This window comes from Actinomycetota bacterium, assembly GCA_030776625.1.
Taxonomy (GTDB): domain Bacteria; phylum Actinomycetota; class CADDZG01; order CADDZG01; family WHSQ01; genus MB1-2.
In genome coordinates this window covers 65,470-87,464 of sequence record JALYHL010000001.1, presented here as the reverse complement: position 1 = coordinate 87,464, position 21,995 = coordinate 65,470, and the positions used below count along the sequence as shown (strand labels likewise).

The window sequence follows — 21,995 nt, the reverse complement described above, 5'->3', positions numbered from 1 at the left end:
CGTTAGCCATGGGGCGCGCGCGGATCGGCGCGATCCTTCCTCACGCCCCGCTACTGCTCGAGGATGTCGCGGGTGGTGCCGTTGCGGGCGGGGTTGAGGACGTTCGCGGCGCGGCGCGCGCTGTCGCTTCCGAGCTGGCGGGGACGGTCGTGGTTATCTCCCCCCACGCTACGCGCAGCGGTGTTTACATCAGTAGGAGCGGCGACCTCGCGGGATTCGGGGTTCGCGGCGCTTCCGTGACGCCCGAGGTCGACGACGAGCTTGCAAGATCGATCGCGCGGCGGTGGGGGAGGCCCTTGTCGGACCAGCCGCTCGACCACGGCGTCGTCGTGCCCCTGCTGCTCGGCCCCCTGCCGCGCGGCGTGGTCGGGATCGGTCTCGCCGCCGGGGCGGCAGAGATCGAAGACGAAGCGCGTTCTCTCGCGGCCGCGCTCGTCGATCTGCCGGGGACCGTGTCGGTCGTCGCGAGCGTCAACACGGGCGGGGGCGTCACTGCGAGCGGACCGCTCACCGAGCTGCCCCGCGCCGTCGAAGCCGAACGCTGCTTGGCCGCCGCGCTCGAGTCGGATGTCGCCACTCTAGATGAAGCCGCCCGCGTCCTCGCGGCCGACTTCGGGAGCTGCGGGCTCGGCCCGCTGCTCGTGCTGTCGCATCTGTTCGCGGGAAGTGGCGCGACGATCCACGCCCACGCGTGGCCGTTCGGCGTCGGCTACCTCGTCGCATCGCTCCGCGTGCCCGCCTGATGCGCGTGTGGGCGCTGGTCGGGCCGACCGCGGTGGGAAAGAGCTCGACGGCGGTCGCCCTGGCCGAACGAACGCGGGCCGAGATCGTCTCGATCGACTCGATGCAGGTCTACAGGGGCATGGATGTCGGCACCGACAAGGCGACGCCGGAGATGCGCGCGCGGGTCCGCCACCATTTGCTGGATATCCGCGACCCCGACCACGACCTAACCGTTGCCGAGTTCCAGCAGGTGGGCCGCTCCGCGATCGAGGAGATCCACGCAGGCGGACGCGTGCCGTTGCTGGTGGGTGGATCGGGCCTTTATCTCCGCGCGGTCGTGGACGACCTCGAGTTCCCTCCCCGGTCACCGGAAGTTCGCGGTTCTCTCGAATCCAGAGCCGAGGAGCAGGGGGCCGAGGCGCTGTACGGGGAGCTCCAGAGGCTCGATCCGGTGGCCGCCGCGCGTATAGAGCCCGGCAACATGCGCCGGATCGTCCGCGCCCTCGAGGTGATCGAGCTAACCGACCGCCCGTTCTCCGCGAACACCGCGTGGGGTCGCTACGAGAGCCGCTACGACCTGCGGATCGCGGGGCTGGAGCTTCCGCGCCACCTCCTCTACGAACGCATAGAGAGACGGGTGGACGAGATGTTGGAACGAGGGCTCGTCGAGGAGGCGATTGCGGTCGCGGCTCGCGGGCTCGGCCCCACTGCCCGACAGGCGCTGGGCTACAAACAGATCCTCGATGCTGCCCCCGGCGCGGGCCCGGACGAGGTGCGCGCCGACATCATCCGGGCGACCAAACGCTTCGCGCGCCGTCAGCTCTCGTGGTTCCGCGCGGACCCGCGCCTCATCTGGTTCGACGCCTCCGACAAGGGCCTGCTCGATGCACTCACGTCCTTCTTCAGCGCCGAGGGGGCGGTACCGTAGAGGTCATGCGCTTCTGCAAGTACCACGGCATCGGCAACGACTTCGTCATGGTGTCCGACCTCGACGACCGGTTGAGCCTGACGCCGGAGATGGTCGTCACCCTCTGCGACCGCCGCTTCGGCATCGGGGGAGACGGCGTCATCCGCGTCGGCCCCGGCGACGCCGACATCGACTTCTTCATGGACTACGTCAACTCGGACGGTTCCATCGGAGAGATGTGCGGCAACGGGATCCGCTGTCTTGCGGCCTTCGCTCGGGACGAGCAGATGACGTCGGCGGATACGCTCCGGATCGGCACTCGCGCTGGGATCAAGATCGTCTCGTTCGTCGGTCGCGATCGGGTGCGGGTCGACATGGGACCGCCGATCTTCGTGCCCGACGAGGTGCCGGTGGAGTGGAGCGGCGACGACGCGCTGCACGCCAAGATCGAGCTCGAGACGACGGTCATCGAGGCCACATGTCTGTCGATGGGGAACCCGCACGCGGTGATCTTCGTTGACGAGGAGCCGGGCGACCCGAAGCCCTTGGGCTCCACTATCGAACGTCACCCCATGTTTCCGAACGGCACCAACGTCGAGTTCGCACGGGTCGACGCACCCGAACGAGTCGAGATGCGGGTATGGGAGCGGGGGGCAGGAGAGACGCTTGCCTGCGGGACGGGGGCCTGCGCCGTGGCTGTGGCGGCGAAGCTCGTCGCCGGAGGCGGAGACAGGATCACGGTGTCGCTGCCGGGCGGTGAGCTGGAGGTCGAGTGGACCGGCTCGCTCGTCGACGAGGCTCCGGTGTACATGACGGGGCCCGCGCTGCGGTCTTTCGTGGGCGAGGTCGACGTCGATCAGTTGATGGGAGGGAGAAGCTGAAGACCGCCAAGAGGATCGAGAAACTGCCCCCGTATCTGTTCGCGGAGATCGACCGCAAGGTCGCCGAGGCGAGAGCCCGGGGCGCGGACATCATCTCCTTCGGCGTCGGCGACCCCGATCTTCCGACCCCACCCCACGTCGTCGAGGCGCTGAACGCGGCCGTCGAGGACCCGGCGACGCACCGGTACCCCTCCTACACCGGGATGCCCGAGTTCAGACAAGCCATCGCGTCCTGGTACGACCGCCGCTTCGGCGTCACGCTGCACCGCGACGACGAGGTCCTCCCGCTCGTCGGGTCGAAGGAGGGGATCTTCCACCTCCCGTACGCGTTCATCGATCCCGGTGACATCGCTCTGGTCCCGGATCCCGGCTATCCGGTCTACGAGACCGGCACGATCCTGGCCGGGGGTGAGGCGGTCCTGATGCCGTTGCTCGAGCGCAACGACTTCAAGCCCGACCTCGCGGCCCTGGCCCCTGAGGTCGTCGCGCGAGCGCGCGTGCTGTGGCTCAACTACCCGTCCAATCCCACCTCTGCCGTCGCGGATCTCGAGTTCTTCGAAGAGGCCGTCGCCTTCTGCAAGAGCAACGATCTGTTGCTCGCGCACGACGCGGCGTACACCGAGATCACCTACGACGACTACGTGGCGCCGAGCGTCCTGCAGGCAGACGGCGCGATGGACTGCGCGATCGAGTTCCACTCGCTTTCGAAGACCTACAACATGACCGGGTGGCGCATCGGCTGGGTGGCGGGGACGCCGCAGGCGATCGAGGCGATGAAGCGTCTGAAGACCAACGTCGACTCGGGGATCTTCGACGCGGTTCAGCGTGCAGGCATCGCGGCCCTCGACGGCCCGCAAGATGCCCTGAAGGAGAACGTCGAGACCTACCGCCGGCGCCGCGACCTCCTGTGCGACGGGCTGAAGTCCATGGACATCGTGGTCGAACCGCCGAAGGGGTCGATCTACGTGTGGGCTCCGGTGCCGGAGGAACACACGTCCGAGTCGTTCACGACCTACCTGCTGGACGAGGCCGACATCGTCGTCGCCCCGGGTACCGGCTACGGGCCCACCGGCGAGGGCTACATCCGGTTCTCACTGACGATCCCCGACGACCGTCTCCAAGAAGGCGTCGAGCGACTCAGGAAGATCGTCAGCTGACCCGGCCGCCGTCGACGACGCGGCCCGGGCGCGAGCGCGCCATCCTCGTCGGCGCGATCTTCGCCAGCGCGGATCCGGACGAGGCGGAGTGGTCGCTGGACGAGCTGGAGGCCCTGGCCGACACCGCCGGCGCCGACGCCGTCGACCGGACGGTCCAGCGCCGGGACACTCCCGATCGCGCCACCTATCTCGGCAAGGGAAAGGTGCGCGAGGTGGTCGAGACCGCGGCGGCGCTCGATGCCGACATGCTGATCTTCGACGACGAGCTGACGCCGGCTCAGGGAAGGAACCTCGAAGAGATCGCGGGGGTGAACCCGCTCGCCGAGCGCGGCTTGAAGATCATCGATCGCACCGCTTTGATCCTCGACATCTTCGCCCAGCATGCGCGCTCCGCCGAGGGAAAGCTGCAGGTCGAGCTGGCGCAGTTGAACTACCGGCTCCCGCGCCTGCGCGGCTGGGGCGAGGTGCTCTCCCGCCTCGGTGGAGGCATCGGGACGAGGGGGCCGGGCGAGACCGCTCTGGAGGCCGAGCGACGGGCGATCCTGCGGCGCATCCAGCGCGTGAAGAAGGACCTGAAGGACCTGGAACGCACCCGCGGGGTCAAGCGCCAGCGGCGCGCCAGGACGAACGCGCCCGTGGTGGCGCTGGTGGGTTACACGAACGCGGGTAAGTCGACCTTGTTGCGAGCCCTCACGGACGCCGGTGTTCTCGTCGAGGACCGGTTGTTCTCCACGCTCGACCCGACGACGCGCAAGCTGGACCTGCCGCAAGGATCGTCGGTGTTGCTGACCGACACCGTCGGCTTCGTACGGAAGCTCCCTCACGAGCTGGTCGAGGCGTTCCGCTCCACGCTCGAGGAGGTCCGGGAGGCAAGCTTGCTGATGCACGTCGTGGACGCGAGCAAGGACCCCGAGCGGCAGCTCGCGGCGGTCACCGTGGTGTTGAACGAGATCGGGGCGACGGACAAGCCCACGCTGATGGTTCTCAACAAGGTGGACCTCCTATCCGAGGTCGAGTTGGACAAGCTACGCGGCCGCTACCCCGAGGCCGCGCTGACCGCCGCCGCCGAGGGCGTCGGCCTGGACGGCCTTTTGCAGCAGCTCTCCGAGCAGCTCTCGCGGCTCCGCGTCGAGGTGAAGCTCTCGATCCCCTTCGATCGAGGTGACCTCGTTGCGCGCGTCCACGAACAGGGCGAGGTGTTGGACGAGTCCTACGACGGCGAGGGGACACACATGGTTGCGCGTATCTCACGCCAGTCCTTGGCCGACCTCCAGGGGTTCGTTTCGTCGGAGCCCGTCGCTCCGGGGTGAGCGTCCAGGAGGTGACCTTCGCACTCGACCCTCCTCTCACGGATGAGCTGGTCGGGGAGCTGTCGGAGGTGTGGCTCGACGTGACGAAGGCAGGTGGAGCGGTAGGAGGCGCACCGACGGCGACGCGAGCGGACCTGCAGCCTGTGATCGACGACGCCCTCGGGCGCATCCGATCCGGTCGCGACCACATGGTGCTGGCGCGCATCGGTGATCGCGTCGTCGGGTTCGCGTTCCTCACGTTCCGCCCGGGGCCGTTGTTCCGTCACTGGGCGACCGTGAAGAGGCTTCAGGTGCACCCGGCCTTGCAGGGTCGGGGTCTCGGCGGGCGGTTGCTGGACGAGGTCGCACGCGTGGCGCGCGAGCTAGGACTCGAGCAGCTTCATCTGACCGTGCGCGGAGGAACGGGCACCGAGGGCTTCTACGAACGCCACGGCTATCGCATCATGGCGCGGTTCCCGGAGGTGATCCGGTTGGCGCCCGATGACACGCGCGACGAGATCTACATGATCGCCCGACTGTGACCAAGAAACGTTCGATGGCCGCGATCGCGGCCCCCTTGGACGAGGTCCACGCCGCCAAGGTGTCGGAGTTGTGGGACCTGCTCGAGCGGGAGCTGGGACTGACCCAGGCCGCCGCGATCTCACCGGTCCCGCACTTCAGCTTCCAGTCCGCTCGCGACTATGACCTCGCGCTGTTGGCGGACGTGGTCGAGAAGATCGCGTCGGCCGCGCGGCCGCTGCGCGTGCACACAGCGGGGGTCGGAGTCTTTCCGGGAGCCGCGCCCGTCGTCTACATCCCCGTGGTGCGGAGCCCGGAGCTAACGCGCCTTCAGGTCGCACTGTGGAGCGCCGGAGCCGTGGCGACCGACAAGCCGCTTCCCGAGTACCACCCGGCCGCCTGGATCCCTCACGTCACGCTGGCGCAAGGAGATGTCTCCTCGCGCACCGTGGGTGCCGCGATCCAATTACTGAACGAACGCGATCTGACGTGGGATCTGGCGGTGGACTCGCTGGCGATCATCCGCGGTCGCGGCGACCAGCCTCAGGCGGTTCTGGGGACCTACAGGTTCGCGGGAGGCTCCGCGCGTAACTTCTGAGACGCGCCGCCAAGGGTGTCGGGTCAGTACTTGCGGAAGGTCGCAACCACCTTGCCGAGTATCTCGGTCCCCATCGGCGCCTCGAACGGCTGGAGGTTCGGGTTCGCCGGCTCCAGGAAGACAGCGGCTCCGCGGTGTCGGATCGTTTTGACGGTCGCTTCGGCGTCCCCGTAGTCGCTGGGGACCATCGCCGCCACGATCTCGCCGGAGCGGGCGGTCGGCTGCTGGCGGACGACCACGAAGTCGCCGTCCATGATGCCGGCGTCGATCATCGAGTCGCCGTGGACCTCGAGCATGAAGACGTTGCCGTCTCCCACCAGGTCCGCCGGCATCGGGTAGATCTCGTCTACCTGCTCGTCGGCCAGGATGGGTGTTCCCGCAGCGATCCGCCCGAGCAGTGGCACCGAGCGCACCGGGCGACGCTCTGCGGCGAGCCCGGTCTCGGGGTCGAACAGGACCTCGATCGCGCGCGGCTTCGTGGGGTCCACCTTGATGTAGCCCTTGCGCTGCAGCGCCTTCAGGTGGGAGTGAACCGTCGAGCTGGAGGCGAGGCCGAGCGCGTCGCATGCCTCCCGGACCGACGGGGGATAGCCGCGGTCCGCCACGGTCTCCGCGATGTATCTGAGCGTCTCGCGCTGGCGGTCCGTGAGGCCTTCCACCATGAGCCGATCCTTTCGACGGGGTCTAACGGCGAACGTGCGTTCGACCAAGGTAGCCCAGCTCGCGCTCGAAAGCAAGAACATCTGTTCGATTCACCCTATTGCACACGAACGTACGTTCGACTACAGTAGCGAACGCACGTTCGTGTCAGGGGCGGTCCGAAACTTGTCTCACCCCCTGGCTAGCGTGCGGATAACGACGACAGACCGATCCGGGAGGCCGACATGGCGATCCGCAGAGAAGACCTGGTGGCAGAGCGGGATGCCGTGATCCTGCGGTTCCCCAACCGCCTCCTACAGGCCCGGCTGGCCCGGCGCCGCCGGATGCAGGTGCGACGTCGCCGCACGGTCCTGGTGGCGACGGCCCTCGCGCTCGTCGCTCTGTTTCTCCTCGCCACGGGACCCAGCGGCTCTGCTCCGGCCTCCGACCCCGGCGCGCCCAAGGCGATCACGATCCACGCCGGCGACACCTTGTGGTCCGTGGCCGAGGCGTACGCGCCTGAGGGCATGGACCTGCGGGTTTACGTGGACGCGGTGGAGGAGCTGAACGACCTGGAGGGCGGGCTGCAGACCGGTATGCGTCTGAAGCTTCCACGCTAACCCGGCCGCTCGCGAAAGTAAGCAAGATTGTTCCGGCAAACCGTTGACCCCCTCCCTACACAGGCGTAATTTCATCCGTGCAACTCCACCACATCTTGTGCCGGCCACTCAGTCCAGCTCTATATCTGGTGTTCCGGCGCCTGGGGGAATGGGATAATGGCGTGGCGTCTGCTGGCAGCGGGCGTCTGGGAGAAGGGGGCCACTGAGTGCCGCAAGTGACGCGTTCCGCAGTCGGATCCGACGCAGAGCTCTCGATCAAGCGGGTCTTCACGACCGAGGGGGTGCACCCCTATGACGAGATCGAGTGGGAGCTGCGCGACGCGGTCATCCAGAACTACCGGACCGGCGAGGTTGCCTTCGAACAGAGGGGGATCGAGGTTCCGAAAGCGTGGTCGCAGAACGCCACGAACATCGCGGCTCAGAAGTACTTCCGCGGCTCGCTCGGCACCCCGCAGCGCGAGCGGTCGGTGAAACAGATGATCGACCGGGTCGTGAACCGCTACCACGAGGAAGGCGTCGAGCGGGGCTACTTCGCGGATGAGCACGAGGCGCAGATCTTCAAGGACGAGCTCACGCACCTCCTGGTGACCCAGAAGGCGGCTTTCAACTCTCCGGTCTGGTTCAACGTCGGGTGGCGCGACCCAGGGGAGGAACAGGTCGCCGCCTGCTTCATCCTCTCGGTCGACGACGAGATGTCTTCGATCCTCAACTGGTACGTCGAAGAGGGAACGATCTTCAAGCACGGCTCCGGCGCCGGGATCAACCTCTCGAAGATCCGCTCCTCCAAGGAGTACCTGAAGTCCGGCGGCACCGCCTCGGGCCCCGTCTCCTTCATGCGCGGCGCGGACGCCTCGGCCGGAACTATCAAGTCCGGTGGCGCCACACGGCGCGCCGCGAAGATGGTCGTGCTCGACGTCGACCATCCAGACATCAAGGACTTCATCTGGTGCAAGGCGCTCGAGGAGAAGAAGACCCGGGCTCTGCGCGAGGCCGGCTTCGACGTCGATCTCGACGGGAAGGACACCCACTCGATCCAGTACCAGAACGCGAACAACTCAGTGCGCGTGACCGACGAATTCATGCAGGCCGCGCTGGAGGGCCGGGATTGGCACCTCACGCCGCGCACCGAGCGCGGACGTGTCGAGACCCTGAACGCCAAGGAGTTGCTTCGCGACATCGCTCAGGCGGCATGGGATTGCGCGGATCCCGGGATGCAGTACGACACGATCATCAACGACTGGCACACCTGCCCGAACACCGCTCGCATCAACGCCTCTAATCCTTGTTCGGAGTACATGCACGTCGACAACAGCGCTTGCAATCTCGCTTCGCTGAATCTGATGAAGTTCGTCGACGAGAACGACGTATTCGACGTAGACGCGTACCTGCACGCGGTCGAGGTGATGTTCCTCGCGCAGGAGATATCCGTCGGATTCGCGAGCTACCCGACCGAGAAGATCCGCGAGAACTCGCTCAAGATGCGACAGCTCGGGCAGGGCTTCGCCAACCTAGGCGCTCTGCTGATGTCGCAGGGGCTCGCCTACGACTCGGATGCCGGACGGGCCTGGGCCGGAGCGTTGATGGCGATCATGACGGGGCATTGCTACGCCACGTCGGCCAAGATCGCGGAGCGCGTGGGTGCGTTCGAGGAGTACGCGAAGAACGAGAAGCCCATGCTGCGGGTGATGGCCAAGCACCGCGATGCGGCGTACGAGATCCCGGAGTCGCTGGCGCCCGCCGAGCTCACCGATGCTGCGAAAGGGGTGTGGGACAACGCCCTCGAGCTCGGGCGGCAGCACGGCTACCGCAACGCGCAGGCGACCGTTTTGGCGCCGACCGGAACGATCGGGCTCTTGATGGATTGCGACACCACCGGGATCGAGCCCGACCTCGCCCTGAAGAAGATGAAGAAACTCGTTGGCGGCGGAACCATGTCCATCGTCAACCAGACGGTGCCGCGGGCGCTGACGAAGCTCGGTTACGACCAGACCCACATCGCCGAGATCGTCGCTTATATCGACGAGAACTCGCACGTAGTGGGAGCGCCGCATCTGAAGGAAGAGCACATGACGGTGTTCGACACCGCGATGGGAGAGCGTTCCATCCACTACATGGGCCACATCAAGATGATGGCCGCGGTGCAGCCGTTCATCTCGGGCGCGATCAGCAAGACCGTGAACCTTCCTGAGGACGTCACCGTCGAAGACGTCGAGCAGGCTTACGTCGAGGGGTGGCGCCTCGGGTTGAAGGCGATCGCGATCTACCGCGACGGCTGCAAGGTCGGACAGCCGTTGTCCACGGCCAAGAAGGAAGACGCCCAGAAGGCGGGGGTGCTGGCCACCGATCTGCCCGAGCCGGTGCGTCGGAGGCTCCCCAAGGTCCGTCGTTCCGTCACCTTCAAGTTCCGGGTGGCCGACACCGAGGGGTACTGCACCGCCGGCGAGTTCGACGACGGCAGCGTGGGCGAGATCTTCCTCAGGGTCGCGAAGCAAGGCTCCACGCTCGCCGGGATCATGGACGCGTTCGCTATCTCGATCTCGATGGGGCTGCAGTACGGCGTCCCGCTCTCTGCCTACGTCAAGCAGTTCACCAACACCCGGTTCGAGCCCTCGGGGATGACCGACGACCCCGAGTTCCGGATCGCCACCTCGATCCTGGACTACGTGTTCCGGAGGCTCGCTCTGCAGTACTTGTCGGCGGAGGAGCGTCACGCGCTGGGGATCAGGACCGCCGGCGAGCGGCAAGCAGAGATCGAGGCCAAGCTCGACCCGAACGTGGTCGCCGAGCCGACCAACGGCGACGGAAACGGGAACGGCAAACATCACGAGGCCGAGGGGGTCGTGGTCCTGGCGCCGGTCGCGGGCGCCAACGTCGGGTCGCTTCCGTTCTGCGGCACCTGCGGAGTGCAGATGAACCCGGCCGGCTCGTGCTTCGCATGTCCGTCCTGCGGCTCCACCAGTGGGTGCTCGTAACGATCATGGCTCGTCGGAAGTCAGAGATGTGCAGCGAGTGTGGGGCTGAGCTTCGGCTCGGTCCCACCCGCTGTCCCCTTTGCGGGTCGGAGCCACCCGTCGTGCAGAAGAAGGAAGAGCCCATCGACCTCGACAGCTACCACTCCCACATGCAGGAGCTGAGGGATCAGCTGCGCAAGTTGCGCGAAGGTGGGGCCGAAGCCGTCTAGACGGCCTAAGATTCAGCTCATGAAGAAGCTCGCGCTCTGCATCACGCTCATCGCCTCGATAGCTGCCCCTGCGGCCGCCTTCCCGGGAGGCGAGGTGACCTTCGATACCGACTTCGCGCGCTACCGAGAAGGAAAGATCGTCACGCTGACGCTTCACAACGGAACCGGCGAGACCATCACCATGGAGAACCCGTGGACGATCGAAGACCGCCGTGACGGACAAACGGAATCGGTTTACACGTGGCCGGACGAGGAGCTGGTGCTTGCTCCGGGCGACGATCGCGTGTGGCGCTGGGAGCAGAACGGCGGCAGTTGCTATGGGCAGTGCCAGAGCGTCCAGTACGGCGAGCCGGTCGGTCCCGGCAGATATATCGGCATCGCGAGCACCTCAGCCGGCGACTTCGCGGCTCCCTTCGAGATCGGAGAGTTCTTCACGCTCGGCTTTACGAGCCGGCCGGACACGAAGTTCATCGTTTATGTGAACACGCCCGCCGAGGTGACCCAGATGCGTGAGCAGGCTGCCGCGGCCCCCGAGGACAAGCAGATCGTCTCGGGGATCGTGCGGCGGGGCAAGCGCTACAACCTACTGACGCCGGCCACTGAGAAGCGCGGCGACAAACCCGAATGGAACTTCACGATGGGGCCCGGTTCGATCGTGCTCGGTGAAGCGTTCATCGAGGTCTGCGACGCGAGCCCGTACTACGTACAGGAGCACCGGAGCGAGTGGCTGGGTGACCGGTGGTGTCCCTGGTCGTCCTACGTGGAGAAGGTCGGACGCTAGCGCGGGCTCGGGCGCTCTAGATGCGTTGCCCCTATTGCAGCACAGAAGAAGACAAGGTCGTCGATTCGCGCACCGCGGAAGAGGGACGGGCGATTCGTCGACGACGTGAGTGTCTCGGATGCGGTCGCCGGTACACCACCTTCGAGCGCCCCGAAGAGGTCCCGCTGCTGGTCCTCAAGCGGAATGGCGTCGAAGAGCCGTTCCTCCGCGAGAAGGTCACCGAGGGCATCCGCAGGGCGTGCAAGAACCGTCCCGTCTCCGAGGCCGAGATGTCGGCCGTCGTGGACGACGTCGAAGAGGCCATGAGGCTGGACGGGCGACGCCCCGTGCCGTCGGCCGAGATCGGGCGCGAGATCCTTGAACGCCTGCGTCACCTCGACGACGTTGCCTATCTGCGGTTCGCCTCGGTCTACAAGGACTTCCAGGAGCTGAACGACTTCGAGCGCGAGCTCGGCCTCCTGGCGAAGAAGTCCCCTCCGAAGGGCGAGCACGCGTGAGGGTGCTGGTCAAACGGCTGGACCCGGAGCTGGCGCTGCCCGCCTACGCCCGGATCGGCGACGCCGGCATGGACTTGATCGCGGCGGAGAGCGTCACGTTGAAGCCAGGCGAGCGCGCAGCTATCCCCACGGGCATCGCGCTCGCGCTGCCTGAGGGATACGCAGGTTTCGTCCAACCGCGCTCGGGCCGCGCCCTGAATGAAGGGCTCGGTGTCGCCAACGCTCCCGGGCTGATCGACTCCGGCTATCGCGGCGAGATCAAGGTGATCGCGATCAATCTCAACGTCACGGCACTCATCAACGTGGACCGCGGCGAGAAGATCGCGCAGATCGTGTTCCAGAAGGTCGAGTCGGCCGAGTTGGAGGTCGTCGACGAGCTCCCCCCGTCCGTCCGAGGCGAAGGAGGTTTCGGCAGCACCGGCCGCTGACACCACCGCCGTCTTTGCGGGATAGTTGGCCGGTGGGCGTTCAGGTGGACTACTCCAGCGTCGGCGATCCGGCGGCGATGGAGGCTCTTGCGGCCGAGTTCCTGCTGCGCGCGGAGTCGATTGCCGGCATCGCTGCGTCGCTCTCGCGCCAGGTGGACGCGATGACGTTCGAAGGTCCGGCCGCGCGCGACTTGCGAGACCGCACCCACGCTCGCCGGCGGCAGGCGGAGAGAAGCGCGGCCCGGCTGCAGGAGGCCGCGCACATGCTCAAGCGCAGCGCGGCCGCCGCTCGCGAGCAGATCCACGAGCTCCACCTCGCGCAGCTGAGGGCGCAAGAGCAGGAACCTTGACGCCGTTAGCTGAGGGGAGTGGCGGGCGCATCCTCCTCGATCCCGAGGATCTCCAACAGGTCGCAACCAGGATGCGAGGAGCTGCCGTGGTTCTGTCGACGACGGGGCGGCAGCTCGCGGCGCGGTCTATGCCGTCGATGCCGGCTTCCGTGGCGGCAGCCGTGACGGAGGTTGCACGCCATGTGAACGCGGAGTTGCAGGACCTGGCCGTGGAGCTGATCCAGGAGGCCGGCACTTTGTTCGCCAGAGCCACCTGGGCGGAGCTCGGTGGCGGGGACGCGGTCGCCTGGCTGATCCCGGGCCTGCACTATTCGCCCACCACCCTTCCTGGTGCGGAGCTCGCGACACCCACGTCGACTCTTCCGCCGGTGACAGACGAGCAGATTCTCGCAAGCGAGCAGTGGGCGATCGCGCTGCTCGACGGGATGCACGACTCGATCCACGAGGTCGACGAAGAGATCGAGCGGCTAGGTCCTAAGGCGGACGACGTCTTCGGAAAGAACCTGGTTCGTTACGTCGACGAGTATGCGGACGAGATTCCCGTGAAAGCCCTTGGGAAGCTCACCCTGGTTGCGGGCCTGGCGCTGGATGTGGTCGAGCATTGGGACGAAGGTTGGAAGGAGGCCGGCTCGCGCGCCGGGATATCCGCAGCGGGCGGGGCGCTGGGCACGGGGCTCTGCATGCTGTTCACGTCGCCGACCGGCATCGGCATCCTCGGTTGCGTGATCGGAGGAGGTCTCGCTGGCGGGGCCGCCGGTGACTATCTCGGCGACGAGGTATTCGAGGATGGATAGAGCCGCTGACCGGGGTCGTCGGGATACTGCCACGACCGTCCTTGGGCCAGGTTGTTGGTCAGCAGGTCGTAGACGTAGACGAACATCGTGCCTCCGAAGTAGCCGATGGATGCTCCTGCAACGAGACTCATCGCTGCGGGCGAGTCCAGGAGCTGGCGTCGAAAGATCGCGCCGAGACCGAGGAAAAGCCAAAAGTAACGATGCTGATCGAAACGTCGATTCCCAGACCTCGGAGTCGCGAGCTTTCGCCACACGAACACGCTCGTTGCGGCGGCCGTCAGGACGCCCGCGACGATGAACCTCCGCCAGAGGGCGACGCGAGCCTCTTGCTCGACGTCTTCGACCACCTGCAGCATCAACCAGATGATCCCCACGATCAGCAGGACACCGGCGCTCAACGTCACCATCCGGCGTTGCCTCTCGGACAGCCGTCGCAGGTCGAACAGCATGAATGGCGAGACCTTTCCTTCGAGTGAAGGTCGACGGTACATCGAGCAGATCGCACGAGCACGGGCGGTCCGCGAATGATGGAGTTGGAGTCGACTTGGAACCGGCACCACGACGGGCGGCGTGGTTTCAGCCTGGAGTGGCCGGCGGACTGGCAGGTCCAGCGAGGTATGAGCGGGCTGCTCCTCTCCATTGCGCCCCCCAGCGACGGCGATGGGTTCGTTCCGAATCTCAACCTCGTCCGTCACGTCAACGACATGCGATCCGACCTAGATGACCTGGCGAAGCGGGCCGCGAGGGAGGTGCTGCGGGTGCTGACCGATGTCACCCTGGTGGACGCGGACGCCACCGTCGTAGCGGGCTCACCGGCGCGCCGGTTGTTGTTCAGCTACCGCCAAGGCATCTATGGCCTGACGAGCGAGCAGTGGCTGTTCTTGACGCCGGAGCACGTCTGGACGATCACCGCAGGATCGGAGAGCGATGACTACGACGCGTTCGCCGATGTCTTCTCGGGCATAGTCCGCTCTCTGAGGTTGCACGAACATGTCGAGTGACGCGGTCTTCGATCCTGCTGCCGGAAGCCTCAAGCTCACGCGCGGCGCGCTCGCGGACATGTGTGCACTGCATTCCGGGGCCGAGCTTTCTCCCGATGCCCTCGACCGTCTCTCCAGAGCAGGATTAGTGCAACGGGATGGGTTGCACCCGACCCTGGCAGCGATCGCCTCGACAGCGTCGCGTCCTCTGGTGCGGCTGAACCTCGATCGCGCCGCGCCTGGTCGCAACGTGCACTGTGAAGGGTGGATCGACGCAAGGTTCGCCCTTCTTCTATCCGGACCGGCGGTCGATGCCCCAGTTTTCGAGACCGCCTTCCTGTCGCGCTCTCTGCTGGCCGCACAACTGGCGAGGATGTTGCAGCTTGCGCCGCGGGCGAGACCCAAGGTGACGGACCCACTCGAGGTCGATCACGGATTGCTAGAGGCACTTGTGGCTCCCGGCGAAGCTTTCAGCGTCTCCCAACTCGAGGTGCTGATCGACCCGCGCGATGAGCCGCTGCCGGCATGGCTCGAGGTGCTGGCGACGCTGTCCACGGGCGTCAATGCGAGGTGGCGCCTCGGCGTGTGGTGGAACTCGTTCGAGGAGGCGCCGCGCGCGAGGTCGATGGAGGTGCTCGACTCGGAGGCTGGCCTCTTCTTTGTCGCCCACGTCCCGAGAGGTGCTCGGCGGTACCGCCGGGTCCAGCTGCGCCCGGTCACGTCTTCGCAGGTGTGGCGTCTGTTGACGGCGCTCGTTCCGCGGCCAGAAGAGGTCTCCGAGCCGTTGAGCACCTAGGGTGCGAAGAACGCCGCCGCCTATAATGGCTGCCGTTGCGGGCGTGGCTCAGTGGTAGAGCATCACCTTGCCAAGGTGAGGGTCGCCAGTTCGAATCTGGTCGCCCGCTCCAAAACCCCCAGGTCAGAGGGGGTGTCGAGATCCGCGTGACACCTCAGTCCCCGGCTCGGGCCATATCGGGCCATATGAGCCTCACTTCTGGCCTCATTAGATCCAGCAGGCCCGCGATCGATTTTCTCGATTTCACGCCTGAGCATCTCTCGCAGCGGCTAGCAGGAGGGTCAGCCATCACCGCGAAATAGTGATGCTCGCTGTCACCGCCGTCTGCTCCGATCTGCATTCGTGCACGGCCTCGAACGGCGGCAGTGCCGGCTGCCTCCGGAAGGACTTCGTGGAGCTTTTCGCTCTTGGGGGAAGAGGCTGACGTTGGAGGAGATGGGGCTGAACGGGGCCGCGGACGAGTCAATGCGAGACGCTTTCTCCTTAGATTCCCAAGACGCCGAGAAGGTCGTCGCGTATCTCAAGGACAAATGTTCGCTGAAGTAGCTCCTCGATCTTGAGAGGTATGACCAGAAGCTCGGGAGGCCCACCCTTCTGCTTGGGATGATCATCTGAGCCCGCCCGCGAAGCCGATCACGGAGAAAGCTCGGCGAGAGCCGTGTCGACGTGGCCGGAACTGATGATGTCTGCGCCGTCACCGTACGCGGCTTGAAGGGCCGTATGGCACACGAGCAAGGTCTTGCGCAGGTTCCCGCTCGCGGTCCCGGTGTAGTGCTTGAACACTTTGCGCATAGCGTCGTCGGAGATGACATCCTCAACCGATGAATCGATGTGTACGGTCACCCTCTTGCCGACGATGGCCCGAAGCGCAGCTTCATTGGGAACCGCCGGGATATGAACGGTTGTCTCGATGAAACCTTCGGCCTGGCGGAAGCCGTCCAACGATAGGTACGTCTCGTGAACCGCGAGTACGACGGCGGCATTGAGCTCCTCGGCGAGCATCCTGGTAACCGGCCCGAAGAATCCATTTACAAGGTGTGTCCGGTCCTCAAGGCCAACGACATTGAGCCACGAATCGCTGTCATCGATCACGATGATCGGGATCAGGTGGGCGGATGAAACCACATCGATCACGCGGCCAGCCTGTTCGATGATCTCAGAACCCGACCGCGGCGCCGTGATGGCAGCCGACGCGGAGGAGAGCTCTGCGCTCAACTCTGCTTTCCCCGCCATCCACCCTGGAGTGAGCGCCACTCGGCCCTTCCTCGCGTCGCCTCCGAACAGTTCGCTCTCGTTCGCTTTTTCGAGGATCCTTCGCCGATCGTCCTCGGTCATAAGAGCGGCGTCGCGGGCGTAGTTGGACACCGTACGAACCACGTGACGAGCGAACGCCTCCGGCGAAACGATCGTCTCAGGGTTCTCCGCCGCGACCGGGATCCGAATCGGAGCGATATCTTCCTCCATGGGACCTAGTACGTGGGCGATGACGCTCGACTTGCCGCTTCCGCTAGCCCCGACCAGACCCACCCGCTCAGGGACGCGAACTGACCTCGCCAACACCGCTTCGGTCTGCTCGGATTTCGTGATCGAGTCGAACGGAACGTGATAGACGCCGAGATCGAACCGGCGGGGAGCGGGGTCGAAGGCATGCGATTCCTGGAGCTCAGCAACGGCGTTCGAAATCACCCGAGCACCTTCTGTACGACGTTGTAGACCTTTCGGGGGCGTCCGGACGACTCCGAAGACTCGTCTGACGAGGTCACGATCCCTTCCTCCTCGAGCTGCTTGAGGACTTGAACTGCCCGTGGCCTCGTCCAACCCAGTCGCTTAAGCAACCGCTCATCGGACGCGCTGACCGGACCCAAAGCCTCGAGTTCGGATACGAGCATGGTCGCGGCGCGGCCCAACCCTGCCAGACGACGTTGCAGCTCGGCACGACGCTCCTCGATGGCGCTCGTGGTGGCGTCTGCCTCGAGCGAGGCTCTTGCGAGGGTGATGAGCTGCCTGGGATTGCCCTTGGCCAGCTCGATCGTCTTCGGAACATCCATCATCTTCAGCTCCGATTTGTCCATCCGCTTCTCTAGTAAAGCCTTTGCTGCCTGTCCCGATAGGGGATCGAGATCCACAACGTGTTCGAAGAAGGCATCCGCCGGAGGCTGAAGGTACTGCCAGCGCCTGTCGTCGTCCGCTGTCACAACCCAATTCAATGGGAGCCGCCACAGTTCGTCTCTTAGACGGCCGAAGAGGGTGTGTGCATCGATCGGCGAAGGATTGTCGAGGAGCACCGTTCGGTGCAAGCCGTCGTCTAACGCCTGAGAGAGGATGCGAACGGATCTGAGGAGCTGTTCGGGCTCGCTCGATATCTCTTCGGGCAACAGGTGCTGCGGCAGGATTGAACGTGACCTTGTTCTGGTGCCAGCGACCTGGTATCGAACAAGCTCAAGGATGTCGAGGGCATCCTCCGGCAGAGAGCCGTCGACGAAGATGGTGGGCACCTTTCCCTGACGGAGGCGGTATTGGATCCGCCTCAAGAATGACGTCTTTCCAATCCCTCTCTCACCAAAGACGATCGCGTTAAGGCGAGTTCGGTTGATCCGAAGGACGAGGTCGACTTCGGCTTCCCGGTCGATGAACAGCGAAGCATCCGGACGTGTATCCAGAAGGGGCCGGCTGCTCAGGTCTGGTGACATGCCTTACGATATTAACAGTTAGTTTAGTTAGAATCAGCTTCCTGACCCACCAGAACGCTCTTTCCCGCTGGTTCAAGAATTCCCGAAAAGGATTCTCTCTAGCAGCGGAGAAGTCAATCACAAGCACGTAGTTACAGGGATGTGACAGCAGTAGGGCTGGTCAGTTCGCAGCTCGCCCAACCGCTTGGTCAGGTTCCCTGTAGGCCGGCTGTCTTTCGCCTGCGGGAAGTTGTCACACCACGTCCTTAATGTTGATCCGAGCCAGTTACCCGCAAGAGGAGGCACTTGATGCCAGAACCAACCACCGAGATGGTGGCCCTGCTGAGGGAGATTCGCGATCTGCTGCTGCCGGTCACCGACGCCTACCGGGATGAATATGAGAGGCGAGAGGCGGAGCGGGAGGATCAGCGCCTGAAGACCCTCAAGGCTCTTCTCTCGACCGACAAGAGGAAGAAGGCGTGGAAGCTCGCTGACGGCTCACACACGCAGGCCGAGATCGGGAAATCAGCGGGGATCGACTCCGGCAATACAAGCCGGTTTTTCAAGTCCTTACGTGAGCTGAACGCGGTCGAAGGCGAACGTCCCAAGAGAACGGTCGAGGTGAAGATCGATGCCTGACGACGAACAGTTGAAGCTTCTTCGGGAGATCGCGCGGTGGACGCGGGAGGCGGCGCTGCCGTCTGCCCGCGAGCGCGTCGAGCGGCTCCTGGAGTCCGATCCAAAGAAGCGGCTCTACGCGGCGATGGATGGGACGAAGGGCGTCACGCCCCTGGAGAGGGAGACGGGCGTCAACCACAACGAGATCCGCAAGTGGGTCAAGGAGTGGGAAGCGCAGGGGATCGCCGATCCAGGCGCGACCCCGCCGAAGGCCACCTTCACACTCTCCGAACTCGGAATCGAGGCTGCACCTGCCAGAGTACGAAGAGAGAGGAAGACCAAGAGTTCGTGACGGACGAGTACACCCAGGCGCGCCTACAGCGGATGGAGGACGACCTTAGGAGCGTGAAGCAAGAAGTCTCGGTGCTGTCGGGCGTGAACGACCCCGCGGTCAAGAAGCGTATCCAAGACACCTTCGCCGACAACCCGCGCAATGCCCTCATTTACCGGGGGATTGAGCTCGGCATGAACCAGACGCAGATTGCGGCCGCACTAAAGGAAAGAGGTCTTCCTCAGGCGGAACAGCCGCGCGTGTCCGAAACCCTGAACATGCTCGTCGATCTCGGCTTCGTTCGTCGGGCACCGAAGAACAGGTACATCCTTCGCGACGAAGATGCGTACTCCGATCGAGGCCTACCGAAGACGATCAAGAAGACTCTGAAGAAACACGGCGTCGATGACCTCTGATGAACGGGTTAAGGATGTATTGGAGGTTCTCTGGACAGCAGAGCGGGACTACGGCGGACGCCTTTCTGCGGCCAGTCAGGTTGCGGTCGCCCGCAAGCTGATGACAAGCCGCCTTGCGGACCTGACCTCACTCGACGTCGAGGCTGCCTTTAGAGATCTGAAGCTGCAGCTGCCCCCGCGCGGGTATGCGAACCAGGTCGTCTCGCGGGCGCGACTGCTGCACGAGCCAGGCTCGCTGCTCGACGAGATCCTCGGCTTTCGAGGTTTTGCGATTTCGAACCTCAGTAGCGAGCACGGCGGGAGGACGATGGGCAATGAAGAGGGACTGCGAAACGATCTGCTTATCTACCTTCGCCGCGGATATGCCGAAGCGCGCACGGGACGCGGCAAGACGGACATCCTGCTGCCGCCGCCCGAGGACGCGATCATAGAAACGAAGGTCTGGACATCGCAGAGCGTCTACGACGACGGCCTCGTTGAACTGGGCCGCTACATCCACACCGCCCAACCGAAGCAGGCCGTGTTCGTCGTTTTTGGTGAACGGGACCCACTTCCGAAGATCGTAGGCGATCACACCCAGGAGGTTGCCGAGGTTCGCGAGCTCGAGGGCCTACGGGTCCCAGTGGTCGTCGTTCAGTTTGAGGTTGATCCACCGAGCAAGGCTCGTCGTAACGAGAGAAGGAGAGGCAATGCCCGAGGATGAGGATGTAGTGCGTCTGCTCACTTCGATCGACAGGCGACTGGCCCTGCTCACTGCTACGCAAGAACGCGACCTACGGCGAGCGTTCGAAGAGGAGATCCTCAAGACCCCGCAACGAGTCGCTTTGTGGGGTCTGGTGGATGGGCAAAGGGCCGCGCCGGACATCGTCAAAGAGACCGGGGGCAACCTCCGCGTGACACAGAAGTTCGTGAAGGAGATGCTTGACGCTGGCTTCTTGAAGGACACAAAAACGGGGACCGGCACCGCAGTCATAGCAGAGCACGACCAGGGTGCGGTCCTCCGATGGTTTGTTACGCGGGGGGACGCCACCTAGGCAGAGATCATGTGGCGTCCCGGAATAGTCAGGAACCCTTGGCATGCGAGTGATGTCTCGACCGAACCGCGGGACGGGAGATTTTCGGGCCATATCCGGGCCATAAGCGATCCACAAGTGGCAGCAGAAGGATGCAATGCTTGCGGCTCGAAATGGCCTCTGACCAGCGAAAAGCGGATGAAGGCCCAGGTCACGCGAACATCGGTGGCACTTTGCCAAGGTGAGGGTCGCCAGTTCGAATCTGGTCGCCCGCTCAAACGAAAACCCCCTGGTCACAGGGGGTTTTGTTCTTTTCGAGGCCGGTCGAGCTTTGGCGAAATGGCTTTCCCGCAGATCCTCTTCCGGCTGTGGCGCCGCTCGCCGTCGTCGGGTACTGGTGAGTCGAGGGTGCGCTAACCGCCGGACCGCCACGATGGGACAGACTCGCGCCCAATGACATCGCCGTTGTCTCGGCCGACGGTTCTCGAGAGCCTCAGCAACGGGGCTACCGCGGTCTACGTGGCGGCGGCTTTCGCCTTGTTCTTCGACGTTGTTGCTCTGGCTGGATTCAACCAGTCATGGGAACGGGCTGTCGTCCTGTTGGTTGGTTGTATCGGCCTTGCGTCAGTGAGAGCCCGTCTGGCGCATAGCGGGAAGACGATGGTCGTCGTCTTCGCTGCTGTGGCTATCGCTCTGTTCGCGCTACGAACGGCAGGGCTCTCCAACGCCATCCGCGAACAGCGGCAACCGACGATCGACGTAGGGGCAACCACGATTGCGGCGGTCGATGCACAGGCCGACGGGCGTAATCCCTATCGCGAGCTGTTGGACCCGCTCGGGCGATCCGTGGACCCCGACGGCTCCGGTTCCCGTTTCTTCGGCGGCTATAAGTACGGCCCCGCGATGATCTGGACGTTCTTTCCTGCGGTTCGCGGCTTGGGAACCGGGGGACTATTCCTTGTGAACTGGCTGGCACTGCTTTCCGTGGCACTGATAGCCGCGGCCTGGGCGCACAGCGCCACGGGTGCCGTAGGCGCCGGCGCGGCCGCAGCACTGGTGTTAGCACCGCGCTTCCTTGACGTAGAGCTTTTCGTCGCCGGCGTCACCGATCTCGTGCCGGTAGCCTTCGGTGTGGCCGGCCTCGCGTTGGCCGCACGGGAACGAGAGGTTCCTGCAGGCGTTTTGGTTGGCCTCAGCATCGCGACGAAGCTGCTCCCGGGCCTCCTGCTTGCGGTCGCTCTCCTTGCCGCTGCCCGGCGGCCGCTGCGGATGATCGCTGTCATCGCGGTCACCGCTGTAGGGCTGCATGTCCCGCACCTGATCACAGCGCCGCGCGAGATCTTCGCGAACCTCGTGATGTTCAACCTTGCCCGACCAATACACGAGACGAGCCCACTGGCGGCGCTTCCCCCCGGATGGGCTGATGCGGCGGTACAGGTCAGTCTGCTAGTCGCAGTAGCGCTGCCTCTGTTGATGCTGCAGAGAGGCGACTCGTCCGACACGGGACGCTTAGCGATGGTCATCATGCTGATGCTCGCCATCTTCCTGCTGGGGGGCAAGACGCTGAATCGCAACTACTTCTTGTGGATAGTGACGCCCGCTGCGGTCACTGTGGCTGCGAAGCTGGGTAGATCGTCGAGCTCTCAGAGATTGCCCGAGGACGCAGCGGCTACCTAACGACCGACGCACCCCACCATCACCGAGACCATCGTTTAGCGCCCATCCAGTTGGGTGTTGTCGTCCAACTTTCTCCGGCGAGAATCCCGCACCAATCCCGCAGTGCTCTTAGGCATGAGCCGTCGGGAAGC

27 protein-coding genes and 1 tRNA gene are annotated in these 21,995 nt (G+C 64.9%); 23 read left to right on the top strand and 5 right to left on the bottom strand.

The features are described from left to right. Nucleotides 1–8 precede the first annotated feature (8 nt). The 4 genes from M3N53_00480 to M3N53_00465 are packed head-to-tail and all read left to right on the top strand — an operon-like array spanning nucleotide 9 to nucleotide 3,668. Nucleotides 9–743, top strand: coding sequence for a hypothetical protein (locus M3N53_00480; GenBank protein ID MDP9066808.1), 735 nt, complete (start codon nucleotides 9–11; stop codon nucleotides 741–743). Then, entirely contained in the window at nucleotides 692–1,651 is a 960-nt protein-coding gene (gene miaA / locus M3N53_00475) for a tRNA (adenosine(37)-N6)-dimethylallyltransferase MiaA (protein ID MDP9066807.1), read from the top strand. Before M3N53_00480 ends, miaA begins: the two co-directional genes overlap by 52 nt. A 5-nt stretch (nucleotides 1,652–1,656) precedes the next feature. Further along, nucleotides 1,657–2,511, top strand: coding sequence for a diaminopimelate epimerase (gene dapF, locus M3N53_00470; protein MDP9066806.1), 855 nt, complete (start codon nucleotides 1,657–1,659; stop codon nucleotides 2,509–2,511). Next, nucleotides 2,508–3,668, top strand: coding sequence for an LL-diaminopimelate aminotransferase (locus tag M3N53_00465; protein ID MDP9066805.1), 1,161 nt, complete (start codon nucleotides 2,508–2,510; stop codon nucleotides 3,666–3,668). The genes dapF and M3N53_00465 overlap by 4 nt, the downstream gene beginning before the upstream one ends. Here the strand turns inward: M3N53_00465 and M3N53_00460 are convergent. Further along, complete coding sequence (locus M3N53_00460; protein MDP9066804.1) at nucleotides 3,661–3,852, bottom strand: hypothetical protein; 192 nt, start codon at nucleotides 3,850–3,852, stop codon at nucleotides 3,661–3,663. The two genes, M3N53_00465 and M3N53_00460, sit on opposite strands and share 8 nt — an antisense overlap. Between M3N53_00460 and hflX the strand changes: the two genes are divergently transcribed. From hflX to M3N53_00445, 3 genes are read left to right on the top strand one after another with little or no spacing between them, the layout of a single operon-like run. Further along, a complete protein-coding gene (gene hflX / locus M3N53_00455) occupies nucleotides 3,764–4,978 on the top strand; it encodes a GTPase HflX (protein ID MDP9066803.1) in 1,215 nt (404 codons plus the stop codon). The two genes, M3N53_00460 and hflX, sit on opposite strands and share 89 nt — an antisense overlap. Nucleotides 4,979–4,989: 11 nt before the next feature. Next, nucleotides 4,990–5,499, top strand: a complete 510-nt coding sequence (locus M3N53_00450) for a GNAT family N-acetyltransferase (GenBank protein ID MDP9066802.1) — start codon at nucleotides 4,990–4,992, stop codon at nucleotides 5,497–5,499. Further along, on the top strand, nucleotides 5,496–6,074 hold the full coding sequence (locus M3N53_00445) for a 2'-5' RNA ligase family protein (GenBank protein ID MDP9066801.1): 579 nt from the start codon (nucleotides 5,496–5,498) through the stop codon (nucleotides 6,072–6,074). The genes M3N53_00450 and M3N53_00445 overlap by 4 nt, the downstream gene beginning before the upstream one ends. 23 nt (nucleotides 6,075–6,097) lie before the next feature. Here the strand turns inward: M3N53_00445 and lexA are convergent, their stop codons facing one another. Further along, entirely contained in the window at nucleotides 6,098–6,736 is a 639-nt protein-coding gene (lexA, locus tag M3N53_00440) for a transcriptional repressor LexA (protein ID MDP9066800.1), read from the bottom strand. A gap of 222 nt (nucleotides 6,737–6,958) precedes the next feature. Between lexA and M3N53_00435 the strand changes: the two genes are divergently transcribed. The 7 genes from M3N53_00435 (at nucleotide 6,959) to M3N53_00405 (ending at nucleotide 13,364) form a co-directional block, all read left to right on the top strand. Then, nucleotides 6,959–7,333: a LysM peptidoglycan-binding domain-containing protein gene (locus M3N53_00435; GenBank protein MDP9066799.1), complete on the top strand. Its 375-nt coding sequence runs from the start codon at nucleotides 6,959–6,961 to the stop codon at nucleotides 7,331–7,333. Nucleotides 7,334–7,539: 206 nt separating this feature from the next. Continuing rightward, nucleotides 7,540–10,305, top strand: a complete 2,766-nt coding sequence (locus tag M3N53_00430; GenBank protein ID MDP9066798.1) for a vitamin B12-dependent ribonucleotide reductase — start codon at nucleotides 7,540–7,542, stop codon at nucleotides 10,303–10,305. Nucleotides 10,306–10,533: 228 nt separating this feature from the next. Next, complete coding sequence (locus M3N53_00425; protein ID MDP9066797.1) at nucleotides 10,534–11,295, top strand: hypothetical protein; 762 nt, start codon at nucleotides 10,534–10,536, stop codon at nucleotides 11,293–11,295. Between the two features lie 20 nt (nucleotides 11,296–11,315). Further along, the gene (nrdR, locus tag M3N53_00420; GenBank protein ID MDP9066796.1) at nucleotides 11,316–11,792 is read left to right on the top strand and encodes a transcriptional regulator NrdR; all 477 of its coding nucleotides are present in this window, start codon (nucleotides 11,316–11,318) and stop codon (nucleotides 11,790–11,792) included. After that, a complete protein-coding gene (gene dut, locus M3N53_00415) occupies nucleotides 11,789–12,220 on the top strand; it encodes a dUTP diphosphatase (GenBank protein MDP9066795.1) in 432 nt (143 codons plus the stop codon). Before nrdR ends, dut begins: the two co-directional genes overlap by 4 nt. 32 nt (nucleotides 12,221–12,252) lie before the next feature. Further along, on the top strand, nucleotides 12,253–12,570 hold the full coding sequence (locus M3N53_00410; GenBank protein ID MDP9066794.1) for a hypothetical protein: 318 nt from the start codon (nucleotides 12,253–12,255) through the stop codon (nucleotides 12,568–12,570). Beyond that, nucleotides 12,567–13,364: a hypothetical protein gene (locus tag M3N53_00405; protein MDP9066793.1), complete on the top strand. Its 798-nt coding sequence runs from the start codon at nucleotides 12,567–12,569 to the stop codon at nucleotides 13,362–13,364. The genes M3N53_00410 and M3N53_00405 overlap by 4 nt, the downstream gene beginning before the upstream one ends. Here the strand turns inward: M3N53_00405 and M3N53_00400 are convergent. Then, nucleotides 13,331–13,813: a hypothetical protein gene (locus tag M3N53_00400; GenBank protein MDP9066792.1), complete on the bottom strand. Its 483-nt coding sequence runs from the start codon at nucleotides 13,811–13,813 to the stop codon at nucleotides 13,331–13,333. The two genes, M3N53_00405 and M3N53_00400, sit on opposite strands and share 34 nt — an antisense overlap. 75 nt (nucleotides 13,814–13,888) lie before the next feature. Here M3N53_00400 and M3N53_00395 point away from each other — a divergent pair, with 75 nt between their 5' ends. The 3 genes from M3N53_00395 (at nucleotide 13,889) to M3N53_00385 (ending at nucleotide 15,252) form a co-directional block, all read left to right on the top strand. Continuing rightward, nucleotides 13,889–14,365, top strand: coding sequence for a hypothetical protein (locus M3N53_00395; protein ID MDP9066791.1), 477 nt, complete (start codon nucleotides 13,889–13,891; stop codon nucleotides 14,363–14,365). Continuing rightward, a complete protein-coding gene (locus M3N53_00390) occupies nucleotides 14,355–15,140 on the top strand; it encodes a hypothetical protein (protein MDP9066790.1) in 786 nt (261 codons plus the stop codon). The genes M3N53_00395 and M3N53_00390 overlap by 11 nt, the downstream gene beginning before the upstream one ends. A 37-nt stretch (nucleotides 15,141–15,177) precedes the next feature. After that, nucleotides 15,178–15,252: transfer RNA gene (locus M3N53_00385), tRNA-Gly, on the top strand. A gap of 521 nt (nucleotides 15,253–15,773) precedes the next feature. Here the strand turns inward: M3N53_00385 and M3N53_00380 are convergent. Together M3N53_00380 and M3N53_00375 are read right to left on the bottom strand one after the other, a co-directional pair. After that, nucleotides 15,774–16,826 carry a hypothetical protein gene (locus tag M3N53_00380; GenBank protein MDP9066789.1) on the bottom strand — a complete coding sequence of 351 codons (1,053 nt, stop codon included), beginning with the start codon at nucleotides 16,824–16,826 and terminating at the stop codon, nucleotides 15,774–15,776. After that, nucleotides 16,823–17,830 (bottom strand): ATP-binding protein, encoded by a 1,008-nt coding sequence (locus M3N53_00375; protein ID MDP9066788.1) that lies wholly within the window; start codon nucleotides 17,828–17,830, stop codon nucleotides 16,823–16,825. Before M3N53_00375 ends, M3N53_00380 begins: the two co-directional genes overlap by 4 nt. Before the next feature lie 288 nt (nucleotides 17,831–18,118). Here M3N53_00375 and M3N53_00370 point away from each other — a divergent pair, with 288 nt between their 5' ends. The 6 genes from M3N53_00370 to M3N53_00345 all read left to right on the top strand — a co-directional run bounded on the left by M3N53_00370 (nucleotide 18,119) and on the right by M3N53_00345 (nucleotide 21,864). Then, nucleotides 18,119–18,448 (top strand): hypothetical protein, encoded by a 330-nt coding sequence (locus tag M3N53_00370; GenBank protein ID MDP9066787.1) that lies wholly within the window; start codon nucleotides 18,119–18,121, stop codon nucleotides 18,446–18,448. Then, nucleotides 18,441–18,779: a hypothetical protein gene (locus tag M3N53_00365; GenBank protein MDP9066786.1), complete on the top strand. Its 339-nt coding sequence runs from the start codon at nucleotides 18,441–18,443 to the stop codon at nucleotides 18,777–18,779. Before M3N53_00370 ends, M3N53_00365 begins: the two co-directional genes overlap by 8 nt. Nucleotides 18,780–18,832: 53 nt before the next feature. Then, complete coding sequence (locus M3N53_00360; GenBank protein MDP9066785.1) at nucleotides 18,833–19,174, top strand: hypothetical protein; 342 nt, start codon at nucleotides 18,833–18,835, stop codon at nucleotides 19,172–19,174. 19 nt (nucleotides 19,175–19,193) lie between these two features. After that, a complete protein-coding gene (locus M3N53_00355; GenBank protein MDP9066784.1) occupies nucleotides 19,194–19,877 on the top strand; it encodes a hypothetical protein in 684 nt (227 codons plus the stop codon). After that, nucleotides 19,864–20,208, top strand: coding sequence for a hypothetical protein (locus tag M3N53_00350; GenBank protein MDP9066783.1), 345 nt, complete (start codon nucleotides 19,864–19,866; stop codon nucleotides 20,206–20,208). Before M3N53_00355 ends, M3N53_00350 begins: the two co-directional genes overlap by 14 nt. Nucleotides 20,209–20,640: 432 nt before the next feature. Next, nucleotides 20,641–21,864 (top strand): hypothetical protein, encoded by a 1,224-nt coding sequence (locus tag M3N53_00345; protein ID MDP9066782.1) that lies wholly within the window; start codon nucleotides 20,641–20,643, stop codon nucleotides 21,862–21,864. Nucleotides 21,865–21,995 lie beyond the last annotated feature (131 nt).